Here is a 17,064-nt window from a genome sequence, read left to right on the forward strand (position 1 = left end):
AATTAAATATAAAGTTTTTTGAATCACAGCACATTTCTTAGAATAATAAAATCAATATATATTTATTTTCGAACTAATCTTGATACTTTTGAATAAATAAGTTTATGTATAATAATAAATGTATTTGAAAAATGAAAGTGGTGATTTTTATTAGACGAATATCTTGAAGGAAAGTTTAAATGTTTAAAAAATGATTGGAAATCAAATTATAATTGAAAGAGGGTATTACAATAATGAAAAAATTATTATTAATAAGTTCAGTGATCTTAGGTACATTATTTATGCAAACTGCCGATGCTTCAGCAGCAACATTAAAAGATACGAATGGTGATGATGTTGTAGGGAATAGAAACTATGTTATAAAAGCTAACCCAGAAGGATTTAAAGCAAAATATTGGAAAACGAGATATGTAGATGTTGGTTCAGATTGGGTTAATTTAACAACAGACAAGGATAACGGGTCTAGTTATCAATTAGTTACTAATGGAATTGTACAAGAAAATGTTGCATATAAAATTTATGACTCTGGTTCGGGTAAATACTTAAATTATCAAGCAGGTAATACTGTTTGGTATCCTATGGGAGGAGTCTATATGGGAGCCAAGAATGGGAGTATAAATTGGAAATTTAGTCTATCAGATGATGGAAAAAGCTATAAGTTTTCAGCTGATGATGGACCAATCTATACAGATGTTTTAGCCTCTATGTCCCTTGTCACAAGTAATAAAAATAGTCATGAAAATTTCACTGTAGAATTCGTTAGAAAGTAATCATCAGATTATTAGCAAAGCAAAAAAAGCATATATAGTACTTGGAATGAAAGCTATTTTGTAATAAATACATTCTGATTCAAAGCACGGGGATGAAACTCTCTAATTGATGTTCAAGAACTTATTCCCCTTCTTGAACAAATAATTTATGACAAGGTTCTTTAATAACTTAGTATATGTAAAAAGAGTGTGAAATCCACTCTTTTTACATATACTATTTGTTTAAAACCTAAATAATTTAATCTATAGAAAAATTGTTCGTATAGTTTCATTTAATGTAATATAATTATTTAACAGAAAGGAATGGTTAAATGAAAATTTCAGCTAAGTTATTTGTTTTAGGAATAGGACTAACTTTTGGAGGTCTTATAACGAGTGTTCCAGCAGAAGCAAAAAATATTGTGACGAGTAACTATGAATTAGGAAGTTTTGCTCAAAATGCCCCTGTCAATCCTCCCTTGCTACGAAGCAAACGCAGCCTCAGTTAAACACCTCCGAGAGTAAACTTTATCGATATTTCCTCTCATAATGGAGAAATTTCTGTAGAACAATTTCAAAAGATGAAAAACATGGGAATTAAAGGCGTAGTAGTTAAATTAACTGAAGGGACAACCTATAAAAAAACATTAGCACCTAGTCAAGTTAACATTGCCAAAAAAGCAGGTCTAACTGTTTCAACGTATCATTTTTCTTAATCGATCAAGCCAATTACTATGCGGATTACGCAGAAGACTTAGGTCTATCCAAAAATGGTGTCATGGTTAATGACGCGGAAACTATCCCAATGATTAACGCGGATGCCGCAAAAGTTTCTGTCTACTTTAGAGATTAATTGGCAAAACGTGGCTTCAAAAACGTCGTACATTATTCTAGCGCTAGTTGGTTTAACAATAATTGGATGGAATATGACGTTTTAGGCAAAGAAAATAGTTGGGTGGCAGAATGGCCGGCGAACCCAAGTGCTAATAACTTATTGCACACAGACATAGCCGCTTGGCAATGGAGTAGTCAAGGTTTTTTTGATTTTATTCCTGGAATTAACTTTGATTATAATATTGATTATTCAGGTCGTTTCACTACTAACAATAATAAAAATTTATTAGATACTGCTGTAAAAAATGGATTGTCTTATATTTATCTGACCCTTAGTTCTGACGAGTTTCAATTGCCTAAACGTTTAATGGTTTATTTGGATGGTCAATATTATTTTGAAACCTAGTAAGGAGTTAACTATTATTCTTATCGTACTAGTTTATCAGATGGTGCACAACAATTGAGAAGAGAATTTGCTGGGAAATCTGGGCAAAAAATTGAACTTTATGAAGCTCCAGGTATTCCAGGTACAAATTCTGATGGAAAGAAATTATTAGAATCAATTACTTTAGACGACGATTTAAAAATTTGACTTTCAATCGTCATATGATAATGACAGATAAGTGTATAAGACATTTAAAAAGTTACAAAGAATAAAATATCAATATTATTGATAGGTATGTATAGATTACATGTAAATAATTTAAAGTTTTTTAGTAGACTAGCATTTTGTTTTTTTGGTATATTATGATTATTTAATATTATTAAGTCTAGCAATCTCAGAAACAGTTAAATCAGCCTCCATTTCAGCGTAAGCACTCATAATTGTAAAGAAAAAAATTTTCCCATAGAGGTACTAGTATCAATATTATTTTCACCTAAATAATCCAGCAAAGTTCTATGAATAATGAGATCAATTATAGAAATAAATCACAAAAAAAAATGACGAAGGTAACAAAAATATTTCACGATCAAGTTCTTTAAGCGAAGAATCTACCCAGAATAATAAAATCATATCTTATTCAAAAAATAATGATTTGGGAAATGAACAGTCACAAAAAGAGCAATCAAATTATTAAAAAAATATAGTCGTAGCACAATTTCTAGGGAGATTATTCGTAGTCAAGAGTATCAAGACTATGAACGATATTCTCCTAAAAGACGACAGCATATGTACCGTTACGACGTTTTAATTGCCCAGAATAATGCTAGATATAGAAAGTTAAAAATTGGCAGGAATACGAAACTGACTGATGAAATGAAGGACGCAATCATTGAAGGTTACAAGAAAAAATGGTCGCCAGAACAAATTGTAAATGCTGATTCACGGGTATCCGTATGCGTAAACACTGTCTATAATTGGGTTTTACGTGGCTTTATTAAAGAGCTTGACCGCAGATTAGTTAAGCGATATTGTAAGAGATCAGCAAGAAAGTATAGAGCTTTAGGCAGAAATGAAAGCGAAATGGTGTTAAAAAGATCTATTGAACAGCGCCCTAGTGTCATTAATAAGCGTGAACGTTTAGGAGACTGGGAAATTGATTGTGTACTTCCATCAAGAGAAGGAAAAAAAGTGCATTGTAACGCTCATTGAACGCAAATCCAGATACACCTTCATGGCCCTTAGCAGCGAATCAGAGCGGTCGTCCAATGATTCCTGTAATAGATACGTTCATGTCGCTTCACGGAGACGCTGTACACTTGATTACGTGTGACAGAGGTCGTGAATTCGCAAATAGTACTTTCATAAGCTGTATTGAACGAAATTATCATAAAAAAGTGTATTTTACTCATGCTTATGCGCCACAAGAACGAGGAACCAACGAGAATACAAATGGCTTAATACGAGCTTACTTGCCAAAAAAAACAGACGTTTGAATCACAATCTCAGTCTGATATGATCTATATCGCTACTCAACTTAATACTAGGCCTAAAAAGATACATGGGTTCAAAACTTGCGCAGAAATCTTTAAAAATGAGGTATTAAAACTTGAAGGGGACGACGTATATATACCCAGTAATATTGTATAAGATTTAATTAAGATGTTGCATTTTCTATTTACATCCGCCTTTTTTAGTTAAAATAAGATGTATTATACAAAGTAGTTTAATGCGGCTGAATTTCAGTACCAAATGCGAAAATCAAAGCTCTTTAAATTAACGTTCCTTAGTATGTTTAATAAAAAAATGACTCATATGTTACCTGTTATAGATACCTTGGAAACTTTGTGAAATATAACATTTAGACCAATTTAAATAAGCGCTACTTTACGTAATTCTTTGTGGAATACCAATTGAGCCGACTTCCAATTCAATGTTTTTCTTGGTCGATTCTACAGCTTGATTTAACTCCTGTTGATCAACAGGAGTTAAATCAGTCCCTTTAGGATAATATTCTCTAAGTAGCCCATTATGATTCTCATTACAGCCACGTTCTTGCGGGCTATAAGCATTTGCTAAGTAAATTTTGTTACCTTTAGACTCAATCAAACCGACATATCCTTGATTGATAAATTCACTTCCTCGATCACAGGTAATCGACTTTACAGCGCTTGGGTAATCCTTCAATAGCTGACACATGCTTTATACATGTTATGAGACGTCTTTTTAGGCATTTTTTAGGTCTTATAACGGTCTTGTACAATGTAGCTAATGCAACTGTAGAGTGCCGTACAGATAGAACGCTATCTGCTTCCCAATGCCCAAGTTCTTCTCTAGTCTCAGCTTTTGTCGGACGTTCATGAATTGTTTTCACATCAGTAAATCGTCCACGAAAATCACCGATTCTTTTATTCACTGATTTTCTTCCTTTTCGTCTTAACATTTTTCGTTCCCTAGCACTACCTACAGGAAATCCGTCATCAAATAGAACATTATAAATAGAACGATAAATAGTAGGGTAGCTAATGACAGATTCATTGTTCTCTAGGTTAATTCTATTCGCTATCTGTTCTGGAGACCCATTGTTCTTCAAAAAGTAGCTTACGAATGGTTTCCTTTAGTAAAACTATGATGGAGAAAGATCATTTCCCGCTCACGTATAGTAAGACTAACTATATGAAGTCATAGCTGAATACCTCCTAGTTGATATAATTCGTCAACACAATTATAGCAGGCTTTTCCACCTTCAATTTTTAGTGTTGCACTTAAATTATACATTCTAGTAGTATTTATAAGCGTTATAATGGAAAAGACGCATTAGAGGCAAATCAAGTTTATAGAGCTACTGTCTATTTTAAACCTATGGATAATAATTTGGTTGGTCACTACGTTAAGTTGTCACTAAAAAGTGATCCTAGCAGTAAGGAGAGTCGTGAGATTTTTAATACGACATTAGATAAAGGAATACCTGCAGAAAAGGGATATTATTGCGTAACAACAACTTTTGAAGTTGGAGAAGATGAAACTGACCCATTAATTGTAGTTGAAAATTATGAACCTGGATATATCGGATCTGTAAATATTTCTAAGGTCAATAATTAAGGTTTAAATTTATATGCTCTTTGTCAACGAATGTTGTTGATGAAGATATAAAGAAGTAAACCAACTATTTAATAAGAGTATGTGACAATAATCAGACGAAAACTGATTATTGTCACACTTTTTTATTTTATGTCGCTATGTTTACCTCCAACGAGTCTTACGATAGTTACTTTGAACAATTTGGGTAAGATCAAAAGCTAGTAAAATGTAATCAACGACTCGCTTACTAAAAAATTAATGACTATCTAGCAAATTCTGTATAAAAGATCAAAGAATCGCTGGATAAATGATTATTAAAAAAGTAAAATAAATAGGAATGTATAATTTATACGGAGGAGTCATAATGATAAACTTAACAGAAATAACAGAAAAAATGTCACCCAATCAAAAAATCAATTATGATCGTGTCCTGCAAAAAGTTATTGCAGAATGGGAAAAATCGGATGTTCGTCCCACCATTTTACTTCACAGTTGCTGTGCACCTTGTAGCACCTATTCACTTGAGTATTTGACACAATATGCGGATGTGACGATTTTTTTTGCTAATTCAAATATCCATCCAAGAGCAGAATACCAACGCCGCGAAATTGTGCAGCAGAAATTTGTAGAAGATTTCAATAAACAGACAAATAATCAAGTTAAATTCTTATCAGCACCATACGAACCTAATAAGTTTATCCAAATGGTAAAGGAAAAGGAACTGACAGAAGAACCAGAGGGCGGAAAACGTTGTTCGGCCTGTTTTCAAATGCGTTTAGATATCGTAGCTGAGAAGGCCCAAGAATTGGGTTATGATTATTTTGGCAGTGCATTGACCTTGTCTCCAAAGAAAAACAGTCAATTGATCAATGAAATCGGGATAGATATTCAAAAATTTTATGCAACCAACTATTTACCTAGTGATTTTAAGAAAAATAATGGCTATAAACGTTCGATTGAGTTGTGTAAAGAGTATGATGTATATCGCCAATGCTACTGTGGATGTATGTTTGCGGCAACTAAACAAGGTGTAGATTTAAAAGGCGTAAATAAAGAAGCAAAAGAATTTTTAGCAGTACAAAAAAAATAGTAGATGAAGATGATGATTTCCAGTGGATGGAAGCATTGTCTTTTTTTATCCAATAAATGATTATAGTTTTTAACTATATTTAACGATAGAAATTAAGTGTTATTCTATAATTCTTTCTCATGGTACAGTAGTTGAAATACCTTATTGAAGGAGGAAAAGTATGAAAACATCAATTATCGGGTTTCCAAGAGTAGGAGAGTCAAGAGAATTAAAATTTGCAACAGAGAGGTATTTTAGAAAAGAAATCACAGCAGATGAATTAGAAGCAACCGGAAAAGAATTACGGAACAAGCATTGGCAGTTATTAGTTGATCAGGGAATCGACTTTATTCCAAGTGGTGATTTTTCTTTCTTTGATACAACGCTAGATACAGCAATTTTACTGAATATTGTACCCACAAAATATCAAGCACTAAAACTAACGCCATTAGAAACATATTTTGCATTGGCTAGAGGGTATCAAGGAGAAGAAGGTGATGTTACAGCCTTAGCGATGAAGAAATGGTTCAATACAAATTATCATTATATGGTGCCGGAAATCGAGGATGATACCGAACTTAAACTTGTTGGAGATCAAATTTTTAGATCATTCGATGAAGCAAAAGAAGCAGGAATCATCACTCGTCCCACTATTTTAGGACCATTTACTTTGTTAAAATTAGCCACTTATCAAGGAAGTAAACGAGCAGGAGATTTTTATGAAGCTGCAATACTAGCGTATGCACAAATATTTGAAAAATTATCTGAACGTGATTGTGAATGGCTGCAAATTGATGAGCCAGCCTTGGTTTTGGACTTGTCACCAATTGAAGTGAAGCAATTTAAAGCGTTATACCAGAAGCTTCTAGCTAAAAAAGGCAATTTAAATATAGTAGCACAAACGTATTTCGGAGACGTTCGAGATGCTTACCAAGAGTTAGTTGAATTGCCTTTTGATGGTATTGGTTTAGATTTTATTGAAGGTAGAAAAACACTAAGCTTACTTGAAACATATGGATTTCCTAAAGATAAATTATTATTTGCTGGAATCATCAATGGAAAGAATATATGGAAAAACAACTATCAGCAAACGTTAGCGTTACTAAAAAAAATAAAACCATTTGGGGAAGTTGTATTGAATACCTCCTGTTCACTACTCCATGTACCATTTACATTAGACAATGAATCAACACTAAGCAAAGATGTTAAAGATCATTTTGCGTTTGCTGTTGAAAAATTAGCTGAGCTAAATGATTTAAAGAAAATAATGGCAGATAACGATGGAAATCAAGTCTTTTTACGCGAAAATAGGGCACTATTCGATCAAGAACGTTTTTCTAAAAATGAGCAAGTGGCAAAGCGTATCAAAGCATTGACTGAGAAAGATTTTGTTCGTCTACCAGCCTTAATGAAACGGGCAGTGGTCCAAAAAGATAAATTGAAATTACCTATTTTACCAACAACAACGATTGGCTCCTTTCCGCAAACAAAAGAAGTCAAACAAAATCGAGCAAAATTCAAAAAAGGTGAAATTAGTGAATATGAGTATAAAGTATTTAATCAAGCAAAAATCGCAGAATGTATCGCTTTTCAAGAAGAAATTGGTTTAGATGTTTTAGTCCACGGGGAATTTGAACGCAATGATATGGTGGAGTATTTTGGTGAGAGTCTAGATGGTTATCTATTTACGGAAAAAGCTTGGGTTCAATCGTACGGGACGCGCTGTGTAAAACCACCAATCATTTGGGGAGACATTTCACGCTCAAAACCAATCACAGTAGCATACTCGAAATACGCTCAAACCTTGACTGAGAAACCAATGAAAGGAATGCTGACAGGACCTGTAACAATTTTGAATTGGTCATTTCCACGTGAAGATATCAGTTTAAGAGAATCGACACTGCAGTTAGCTTTAGCTATTCAAGAAGAAGTTTTGGATCTAGAAGCCAATGGCATTGGCATTATTCAAATTGATGAAGCGGCATTACGTGAGAAATTGCCTTTACGTAAAAGCGACTGGCATTCTGAATACTTAGATTGGGCAATACCAGCTTTTCGTCTTGTTCACAGTAAAGTACAGCCGACGACACAAATCCATACCCATATGTGTTATAGCGAATTTGCTGATATTATCCAAGATATCGATAATATGGATGCTGATGTTATTTCATTTGAAGCGTCTCGTTCAAATTTAGATATTCTAGATGCTTTAAAAGCGATTGATTTCCAAACTCAGGTCGGACCAGGTGTTTATGATATTCATTCACCGCGTGTTCCATCAGTAAAAGAAATTGAAGCGACGATTCATAATATTTTAAAGAAATTACCGATTGAAAAAGTCTGGGTGAATCCTGATTGTGGTTTAAAAACGCGGGGAGTACCAGAAACACAAGCCAGTCTTAAAAACTTAACACTTGCAGCAAAAAAGGTACGTGGAGGGGTGTAAATGAGAACAGATACCTTGTTTAAAGATAAAACCGTCTTTTCCTATGAAATTTTTCCACCGAGAAGAACTGCACCGATTGACACGATTTATCATACATTGGATCGTTTGAAAGGACAGCAACCTGATTTTATCAGTGTGACTTTAGGGGCGGGAGGAACAGGAGCTAACTTAAGTACTGCTGATATTGCACAGAAAATTCAAGATGAGCAATTTTTGCCAAGTGTAGCGCATCTACCAGCCGTAAATTTTTCAAAAGGTGAAATCATAGCTATTTTGGAAGAATTGAAACAAAAAAAGGTAGAAAATATTTTAGCTTTGAGAGGGGATATTTTACCAGATAAAGAGCCGAAAAAAGATTTTTCATATGCGAATGATCTAGTCGCTTTTATTCAGGAACAAGGTGATTTTAATATTATCGGAGCTTGTTATCCTGAAACCCACAGTGATGCAGCAAGTTCAGTTGAAGATATCAGAAACTTAAAAAGAAAAGTTGATTCTGGGACGAATCAATTAATCTCACAATTATTTTTTGATAATCATTATTTTTACACATTCAAAGAGAAGTGTGATATCGCAGCAATTGAAGTGCCGATTCAAGCAGGTATTATGCCAGTTGTCAATAAAAAGCAAATCGAGCGCATGGTCAAGATGTCTAATGTAACACTGCCAACGAAATTTTTAAAGATGATGGAGCGTTATGAGCATAATCCAGAAGCGATTCGAGATGCAGGGATTGCTTATGCAATTAATCAAATTGTTGATTTGGTTACACAAGGAGCTGATGGGATTCATCTGTATACGATGAATAATCCATATGTTGCACAAAAAATCAGAGAGGCTACGCGTAGTTTATTTGAAGCATAGTTGGAACAAATAAAATAAAGATAGGTAGAAAGCAAGCTTAAGGAATATTGGAAAAAGTTTTAAAAAGGATGGACCTATAGCTTGTTTAATCTTGAATAGCATTGATTTAAAAAAGGACTGCTTTTTAAATCAATGTTTTTTTGAGCGTTGTATTGCGTAAGGTTAACTATTAAACAATAGTGTAATAAAATACACAAAAATCATTTTATTTCAAAAAGAAATGTATTTGTAATATTTTCTAGAAAAGTGAATATTTCTTTTTTTAAAAGGGTTTTATAATTATTTTTAACATTATTTTACTATTGTTTTTTTAAGTTTATTTAATATATAAGCTAATATGAAAGTTTTTTAAAATAAGGTGAAATGGATGATGAGGATGTTGTGTTGACAGGATCAACTATTATTATCTATTATATGAACATAATGTGTAAAATGGATGAAATAAAATTCTATTGGTAGTGTTTTATTATTATTAAGTTATTATTAATTTGGTCTGTTTTTATAAATACATCTTACTTATTGGTGGTTTTAAAAAGAAAGTGAGTTGTTATTTATACTGATTGAAAGAAAGGGTATATCATGGAACAACAGAGAGTGAGAAGACATGAGCGCTTATCTCTTGATAAGAGACCAAGAAAGAAAAAGCCTTCTTCTAGTTTAAAGAGTAGTCAGAAGAATCGGTTACGCGACAAATCAGAGGTAAAGAGAAAGAGTCAAAAGAATCTTCGGTCGCCGTCACGACAGAAGCCTCAAAGAAGGAAAACGCAGTCGAAATTGCAAAAAAATCGCTTTTCTTCAAAAAACAGATGGTTAAGAAATCTTTTAGATCTGCTATTTTATATCATTACTTTAGGGTTGATTTGCATGTCGATTCTTTTTGCATTTAGTGATGATCAGAACAAGACTATTTTTGGTTATCGGATATTTAATGTTTTAACAAATTCAATGGCACCTAATGAACGTGATCAGAAATCTGGTGGATTTTATGCTGGTGATGTCATCATTGTAAAAGATATCCAAGGAGATACTGCAAAAGAAGGTGAGGTGATTACCTACCGGCCTTCAATGAAAAGCGAAGCTTTTTTAACACATCGAGTGGTTAAAAAATTAGATCACTTGGATAAAGTAAAAGGAACTTATTATATTACTAAAGGGGATAACAACGATACGGAAGATTTGCCGATTAGTGAAAAACAAGTAGTAGGGAAAAAAATAATTGTTTTTCCAAAAGTTGGAGCAGTTCTAAAGTTCATTCGAAAAAACTTCGCTGTGTCTGTTATTTTTATGCTGTCTGTTTTTGGTTTTATATTGGTAATTAAGATGTATATATTCTCAAAATAGCTTCTTAATTTAATGATTAGTGTTAGATAAAAATTATATGGGGGAAGTAAAAATGAAAAATAAAAAGTTGTTGATTATTGCAGGTTTATTAGCTTTACTAGCTTTGGGTGCTGGGACTTTTGCCTGGTTTACTAGTGAGGACTCAGTTACCAATCATTTTGAGGGTGAAATTGCCGGAAATGACATTCAGATAGTTGAGACATTTACACCTGAAGAGAATTGGACACCAGGCGAAGGAGTCGCAAAGAAAGTCTCTGTAGCAAATGTGTCGGAATATGACGCATTGATTCGCGTAAGTTTTGAAGAAATATTCAAAAAGTTAAGAGATAACAATGAGATTTATTTCGATGGAACAGGGAAATATATTTGGGCATCTGGACCAAATAAAGGGAATGAGTTATCAAATCCTCCAGTAGTACCTAAAGCTATGCCTTCTAAATCAGACTATGTAAGTTTAGGCTATGTAGACGTAACTGCAAATTTATCAACTGAAGTAAAAAATATTACAGTTGATAATAAAGAATATCATTTTAAAATATATGAGAAAGAAGTACAAGCAGCTGGAAACAAACCATCTGGGGAGCCTATTCCAGAAGAATATTCCTATGTGGCGCAATGGGAAGCGTCTGATGGTACTAAAGCAAAAGCATATATTGGTAATACGTCAGGTAGTATCGAACGTGATCGAACCACTCAAAAATTAACATTAGTAAATCCAGCATATCTTTCTATGATTGATGCAACTTACAATGAAATAAAGGAAAACTGGGCCGATCCTAGTAAACTATATAATAAACCTGCTGTGGATGAAATAACATATAAAGCATTTGCAGATGATCTTATTCAGTTAGGGTTTACAGAGTTAGCAAAAGAGATTACTAACAACAAATGGTATTACAATATAGCGGACGGGTATTTTTATTTTGTTGGAAAAGTGTTACGTGGCACTCAAACACCTCAACTTTTGGATAGTGTGAAATTAATGGAGAAAGCAGACAATAGCTATAGCTTACTTCAATTTGATTTGATAGTAAATGCAAATGGAATTCAAAATGCACAACAATCAATCAAAGACTCATGGAAAACAGATGAAAGTAACCCAGATTTGTACAATAAATTAGTGGAATTTTGTGACTATTAATAAATAGAAAACAATGGTGATATAGAATGGAAAAGATAAAATATCTTTGTCAACTATTCAGTTTGATTATTATAAGTTTATCAATCATTGGTGGTTCTCCTACTTTTGCCCATGGGGTGGAGGGAGAACCATTGCCTTCTGGTATTGTCATTGGAGACGGTAAAGGAATTCATGTTCAATCAGATGGGGAATATCTAGTTGAAATCAAAGATGTGTTACCAGGTAAAAAGTGGACGATTGATATTGATTTAATGAGTGTAGATAAGAGAGAATCGTATGATTTAAGTATGCAGATTTTTAAACCTACATTAAACGGACCAATCGATTTTTCCCAAGCAATCCACATGGTGTTGAATTATGCAGGAAAAAAAATGTACGATGGTCCGGCTTCTGGTATTAGCGATACAATAAATTTACAAGAAACTGAATATTCATTAGGAACATTTCATCCAGGGGATAGTAAACGTTTGCGTGCAGTTTTTGAAATGGATCATACATACACGAAAAATGATTTTCAGGTAAAAAGTATGATGGAAAATGTTTGGAAATTTAGAGCAACCAAAAATCAAGAGCCAGAACGAACAGAAGACAATAAACAAACGAAACGGAAACTATTTTTTCCGCAGACTGGGGAAGAATGGCGGAATGTATTGATTTATATTTCTTTAGGTTTATTTATAGTATTGATGGCCGTGTTGATTTTTAAAAAGAAATACGACGATCAAAAGAAACGCTCATAAATGGAATAACGAAAACCATGATTGAATTAGGAAGTTAGGAGGGAACACCTCTTGAAAAAGAAAAAACAGAGATCAGCAAAATATAAAAAAAAGTCAAGAGTGTCTAAAAGAAGCTTCCGCTTATATTTAGCTCTCTTTTCTCTATTTTTTTCTAGCCTGTTGCTTCTTGGAAGTACCTATGCTTGGTTTACATCTACTGATTCAGTTACAAATAAATTTGAAAGTGGACGTTTTCAAGCTGAATTAACTGAAGTGTTTAAGCCGAATCTAGCTTGGCAGCCTGGAAAAGATACGACAAAACAAATTCGTGTACAAAACACAGGACAATCACCTGCTCTTGTAAGAGTTTCTCTATACGAATATTTGTTGACTTTTAAAATAGATGTCAGAGATAAAGTCGGAAATGGAAACCTAACCACAGTTTCAAATGAGCGAAAGCCAGTTGTTAAAAGTGAAGATGTATCTACTTGGCAACCAGCTTCAGAAAAAGGCGGTACATATCAAGACAGTTCACTTTATTATGTAGCGAACAAAGCGTATATAGCAGATCGAACAAACGGCAAAGGCAGATATAAGTTAAATGACTCGGCAAGAAAGTCTCTACCGCTGGATTTCATTGAAATCAATTTTTCAGCATATATGAACACCTCTGTTCCTAAAACAGGAATAAAAGATTATTGGTTATACGATGATGGTTATTTTTACTATTCTGAAGTGTTAGCACCTGGAAACATAAGCGAGCCATTAGTGGATAACGTATCACTTTCTTCAAGTATCTCAAATGCTTATAAAGGGGCATTATATCAGTTGAATCCCTATTTAGAAGCGCATGACCCTGTAAAAACAATTATCAAAGAGTGGGAAATTGGAACGGATAGTATAGTTTATGGAATAATCAAAGACAAACTAAACTAAAAAATAAATGATTCCAGCTTTGGTTGAGAGAAGGAGGGAATAATGGGGACGAAAAAAAAGAAAAGAAAAAAATCAATTACGCCTAAAAAATGGGTGTTAATCGTTTTGTCAGTAGTTCTAGTATTTGCAATTGGAACTGTTTTACGTGATGTTTATGCAGCGAATAAATCAACAGATGAAGAAGTCAATAATTTTCGATTGAGTGATTTGAAGGGAACGATCCAAGAGACATTTACGCCATCAAAAGAAATAAAAATTGATACGCCTATCACAAAAAAAGTTGCAATTACAAATGACCAAAATCAAGATATGTTTGTTCGACTGCTAGTCTTACCAACAATTATTGTCACTGATTCTGAAGGAGAAGACTTAGTACTTCCCGCTAGTTTTAAAGGAGAAGGTGCACAGATCGAAATTCCCTTTGATACAACTGACTGGATAGATGGAGAAGATGGCTACTTCTACTATGTAAAGAAATTAAAAAAAAATGAAACAAGCTCTAGTCTGTTTAAACAAGTAACGATCGTTTCAAAGAATATAGATGAACAGTATTCAAATGCAGAAATAAAGATTGAAATTAAGCTAGAAGGAGTAAATTCGACAGCATATACTTATCGCGATGCGTGGTGGCAAGGTACTAGTCCTACGCAAGATCCTAGAAAAAAAATTGATGATCAATTGAAACTGCAAATTTAAAGTGAAGATTCTGTAAGAATAGATTCATTTTTTTTTAGAAAGGATACAAGATGAAAAATAAATGGATGAAAATACTAGTTGTAGTTGGATTCTTAATAGGAAGTTTGGGGATAGTACTATTTCAAAAAAATGTAAGTAATATAAAAGCTGAAGAACAAGAGGTAACAATAAATGAGGAGAAAGAAATCTCTAATGAAGATGAACCTGCTAAGTTTATTGATGAAACAGAACAATTTACAGAAGAAGAAAAAAATTTTTTCTCTGAGTTAAGAAATGATAATCGTATGTATCCCCAAAGCTATGCTGTTGGAGGCAAACTAACTCCTTCGGGAAATAGAGTTGTCAGTGGTGGTCTAGGAGATTACAATACTTGGATACCATCTGATTATAATTTAAGTATAAAATTTACACCTGAGACCAAAGTTGAAGGCTGGGGAGGAGTAATCGCTACAGAGGCACCCAATCAAAAGGTTATGCAAGTTCCTGCGAATAAACAAGGTGCATTGGGTTTATGGTACAGAAATATAGGGATGTATAATGGTGAACGAGTAGATATAAAAGTAACATTGGACTCTTATACTTTAAAACTAGGGACGGGTTCAAAGCCATTCGGAGTACTGAGGTTTTTTGAAAAAGAAATGACACAGGATATTTTTGGTATTTATGATATTAGCGAAACATTTAGTTTCTATAAAAGCGGAACTTCAACGCCAATCAATGTAAAAGGGGCACTTACTTTTGGAGACATTGATTATGCAGAAGAATTAGTATTTCCAAATTTTGATGCTTCAAATTGGCATAAAGCATATGTTCATCACCAAAACCAATTAGGGTATGGAATGACAGGGAATGAATTACGTTTTGTTGGAGGGGGGAAGGATGCACAGAAAGAAAATACTCCTCAAGCATTCACCACGGGTATTTTTCAAGGAGTTTCTGTCTCAATCAAATATGAGGATAAGCACAGAAATGTTGTAACGAAATGGCCGACTGGTAATGGTGGCCAAGGATACACTTTTATACAAATGACGACCAATGCTCGTCCATTTAAAACACCTGTGATAAAAAAACAAGTCAGCGATAGCAATGAAACAAAAACAACAACAAATACGTTGAATTCAAAAGAAGAAAATTTTACTTATACTTTTGAAACTAGAATCCCCAATGAACGAAAAGAGTGGTGGTATAACGCATTTCAAATCACCGATAAATTACCCAATGGTGTTGAAAAGAATGGTGCTATTGTTGTCAAAGACAGTGTGCGTAATGAAAATTTGACTTCTCAGTTTACGTCAAGTATTGATGTAAATAATAATTTGACAGTGAAGGCCATTAATCCAAAGCAAGCAAGTTTTTATGACAGAGTTCTTGAAGTAACTGTTCCTGTAAAGTTAAATGCAAAAGTAAATTTGAATTCTTACCCAGTAATAGATGGTCTTGCACAAATAACAAATAAGGCGACCATTACCACTCAAACTTTTGATAATAGTCAGCGTAATGAGGTATCGAATACAGTGACGACAAAAGTTCCATTCGACCCTCCAAAGCCAATGATTCAAAAGAAAGTGAGAAACATAACTACTGGAGAGACAGTGTATCAAAAGAATACGAAAGCAAAATATGATGATGTCGTAGAGTATGAAATTGTATTGAAAAATGAAAGCACAAATGTAAACATGTCTAGTTTGAAAGATGCGGCATTTACAGATAAGTTGCCAGAAGGAGTTACTTTAAAGTCGTGGTCTATAAATGATGAAGCTAAACCAAATTCAGCATGGGTAGGAAATAAGCTTACTAATTATAATTATGCACCAGGAAAAACTCACGAAAGAAACAAGACATATGTTATAAAAATCCAAGCGATAGTTGGTCAAGCAAATGATGGGACTACGCGAAGAAACGAAGGGTCAATGACTGGAGCAAATTTGACTGGAGCTATTCCAACAAGTATTGCTGATGTAGTAGTACTAAAACCAAAGCTAAAAATAAGTAAAGTAGTAAACAAGGCGTCCGTTGTAAATGGAGAAGAATTTGTATACACCGTTTCGATGGAAAATATAACTAGAGATATTGCATTATATAGTTCAATGATTATTGAAGATAAGTTGCCAGCTGGAATTGTAGCAAAAGCAGGGACAACAACTTATTCCTTGAATGGTGAAGCAAGTAAGAAAGTTGTAGATAATTTGGTTTGGAATGCTTCAAGAACAGTATTAAATACAAAAGGATTACCTGATTCAGCTTCTAAATCCCCAATTATTAGCCAAACAAAAGGAAAATTGGTGATCAGTTTTACAGCTATAGCGGATGCAACTACGGTTGGTAAACCAGATTTAGTGAATACAGTTACCGGCAGTGGAAAGTACGATTTAAAAAAAGAGAATCTTGTAGAAAAAGGAAAACCTTTTGATCCTATAAAAGGAACTGCTACTTTAAGTGTGACACAAGCTAGAGGCGGACTACAAATCATCAAGCAAGACGACACGAAAAAACGATTAGCCGGGGCAAAATATACAGTGAAGAACGCCGCTGGAGCCCAAGTAGGAAGTGGACAAACCAATGCGAATGGTGTGTATACATTAGGGAATTTACCGACAGGTAAATACACGGTAACCGAAACGGCAGCGCCAACAGGACACGTAGCGGCGCCAGTAGAAGGAAATAATCGAACTGTAGACGTGGTGAGGAATCAAACGGCAAGTCTGACGTTTACAAATAATCGCCAAGGGCGAATCAAGATCAAGAAGGTAGACAAAGAAAGTAAGGCAGTTTTGTCAGGAGCGGAGTACCGAGTAACGGATAGTCA

The 17,064-nt window shown here is 33.9% G+C and carries 19 protein-coding genes; 17 read left to right on the forward strand and 2 right to left on the reverse strand.

Annotated elements, in window-relative coordinates; all coding sequences use genetic code 11:
* The first annotated feature begins 233 nt into the window (after positions 1 to 233).
* The 7 genes from I583_RS00860 to I583_RS00875 all read left to right on the forward strand — a co-directional run bounded on the left by I583_RS00860 (position 234) and on the right by I583_RS00875 (position 3,461).
* Positions 234 to 770 (forward strand): hypothetical protein, encoded by a 537-nt coding sequence (locus tag I583_RS00860; protein WP_010762652.1) that lies wholly within the window; start codon positions 234 to 236, stop codon positions 768 to 770.
* 311 nt (positions 771 to 1,081) lie between these two features.
* Entirely contained in the window at positions 1,082 to 1,258 is a 177-nt protein-coding gene (locus I583_RS16940) for a hypothetical protein (protein ID WP_010762653.1), read from the forward strand.
* A gap of 81 nt (positions 1,259 to 1,339) precedes the next feature.
* Entirely contained in the window at positions 1,340 to 1,465 is a 126-nt protein-coding gene (locus I583_RS16945) for a GH25 family lysozyme (RefSeq protein ID WP_244264854.1), read from the forward strand.
* A 137-nt stretch (positions 1,466 to 1,602) separates the two neighbouring features.
* Positions 1,603 to 1,989 carry a GH25 family lysozyme gene (locus I583_RS16950; RefSeq protein ID WP_010762654.1) on the forward strand — a complete coding sequence of 129 codons (387 nt, stop codon included), beginning with the start codon at positions 1,603 to 1,605 and terminating at the stop codon, positions 1,987 to 1,989.
* 54 nt (positions 1,990 to 2,043) lie between these two features.
* On the forward strand, positions 2,044 to 2,175 hold the full coding sequence (locus tag I583_RS17040; protein WP_279625105.1) for a hypothetical protein: 132 nt from the start codon (positions 2,044 to 2,046) through the stop codon (positions 2,173 to 2,175).
* A gap of 507 nt (positions 2,176 to 2,682) precedes the next feature.
* Positions 2,683 to 3,177: an IS30 family transposase gene (locus tag I583_RS00870; RefSeq protein WP_425268401.1), complete on the forward strand. Its 495-nt coding sequence runs from the start codon at positions 2,683 to 2,685 to the stop codon at positions 3,175 to 3,177.
* Complete coding sequence (locus tag I583_RS00875) at positions 3,174 to 3,461, forward strand: IS30 family transposase (RefSeq protein WP_010762656.1); 288 nt, start codon at positions 3,174 to 3,176, stop codon at positions 3,459 to 3,461. Before I583_RS00870 ends, I583_RS00875 begins: the two co-directional genes overlap by 4 nt.
* 391 nt (positions 3,462 to 3,852) lie before the next feature.
* On the opposite strand, the gene I583_RS16240 is transcribed toward I583_RS00875, so the two are convergent.
* Together I583_RS16240 and I583_RS16245 are read right to left on the reverse strand one after the other, a co-directional pair.
* Positions 3,853 to 4,152: an IS30 family transposase gene (locus tag I583_RS16240; RefSeq protein ID WP_167584552.1), complete on the reverse strand. Its 300-nt coding sequence runs from the start codon at positions 4,150 to 4,152 to the stop codon at positions 3,853 to 3,855.
* Complete coding sequence (locus I583_RS16245) at positions 4,112 to 4,408, reverse strand: hypothetical protein (protein WP_167584555.1); 297 nt, start codon at positions 4,406 to 4,408, stop codon at positions 4,112 to 4,114. The genes I583_RS16240 and I583_RS16245 overlap by 41 nt, the downstream gene beginning before the upstream one ends.
* A 431-nt stretch (positions 4,409 to 4,839) precedes the next feature.
* Between I583_RS16245 and I583_RS00885 the strand changes: the two genes are divergently transcribed.
* The 10 genes from I583_RS00885 to I583_RS00930 all read left to right on the forward strand — a co-directional run.
* Positions 4,840 to 5,067: a hypothetical protein gene (locus tag I583_RS00885; RefSeq protein WP_010762659.1), complete on the forward strand. Its 228-nt coding sequence runs from the start codon at positions 4,840 to 4,842 to the stop codon at positions 5,065 to 5,067.
* Between the two features lie 343 nt (positions 5,068 to 5,410).
* The gene (locus I583_RS00890) at positions 5,411 to 6,136 is read left to right on the forward strand and encodes an epoxyqueuosine reductase QueH (protein ID WP_010762660.1); all 726 of its coding nucleotides are present in this window, start codon (positions 5,411 to 5,413) and stop codon (positions 6,134 to 6,136) included.
* A 160-nt stretch (positions 6,137 to 6,296) separates the two neighbouring features.
* Positions 6,297 to 8,561: a 5-methyltetrahydropteroyltriglutamate--homocysteine S-methyltransferase gene (gene metE, locus I583_RS00895; RefSeq protein WP_010762661.1), complete on the forward strand. Its 2,265-nt coding sequence runs from the start codon at positions 6,297 to 6,299 to the stop codon at positions 8,559 to 8,561.
* Positions 8,562 to 9,425, forward strand: a complete 864-nt coding sequence (metF, locus tag I583_RS00900) for a methylenetetrahydrofolate reductase [NAD(P)H] (protein WP_010762662.1) — start codon at positions 8,562 to 8,564, stop codon at positions 9,423 to 9,425.
* 579 nt (positions 9,426 to 10,004) lie between these two features.
* Positions 10,005 to 10,766 carry a signal peptidase I gene (locus I583_RS17045; protein ID WP_034682592.1) on the forward strand — a complete coding sequence of 254 codons (762 nt, stop codon included), beginning with the start codon at positions 10,005 to 10,007 and terminating at the stop codon, positions 10,764 to 10,766.
* 52 nt (positions 10,767 to 10,818) lie between these two features.
* Positions 10,819 to 11,907, forward strand: coding sequence for a BsaA family SipW-dependent biofilm matrix protein (locus I583_RS00910; protein ID WP_010762664.1), 1,089 nt, complete (start codon positions 10,819 to 10,821; stop codon positions 11,905 to 11,907).
* A 26-nt stretch (positions 11,908 to 11,933) separates the two neighbouring features.
* Positions 11,934 to 12,647, forward strand: coding sequence for an LPXTG cell wall anchor domain-containing protein (locus I583_RS00915; RefSeq protein WP_010762665.1), 714 nt, complete (start codon positions 11,934 to 11,936; stop codon positions 12,645 to 12,647).
* Between the two features lie 51 nt (positions 12,648 to 12,698).
* Positions 12,699 to 13,562: a BsaA family SipW-dependent biofilm matrix protein gene (locus I583_RS00920; RefSeq protein ID WP_010762666.1), complete on the forward strand. Its 864-nt coding sequence runs from the start codon at positions 12,699 to 12,701 to the stop codon at positions 13,560 to 13,562.
* 42 nt (positions 13,563 to 13,604) lie between these two features.
* Complete coding sequence (locus I583_RS00925; RefSeq protein WP_010762667.1) at positions 13,605 to 14,258, forward strand: hypothetical protein; 654 nt, start codon at positions 13,605 to 13,607, stop codon at positions 14,256 to 14,258.
* Between the two features lie 50 nt (positions 14,259 to 14,308).
* Positions 14,309 to 17,064, forward strand: a 2,756-nt coding sequence (locus I583_RS00930; protein ID WP_016249886.1) for a SpaA isopeptide-forming pilin-related protein, incomplete at its 3' end; no start/stop codon positions are given.

Origin of the sequence: Enterococcus haemoperoxidus ATCC BAA-382 (genome assembly GCF_000407165.1) — a bacterium.
GTDB lineage: Bacteria > Bacillota > Bacilli > Lactobacillales > Enterococcaceae > Enterococcus_L > Enterococcus_L haemoperoxidus.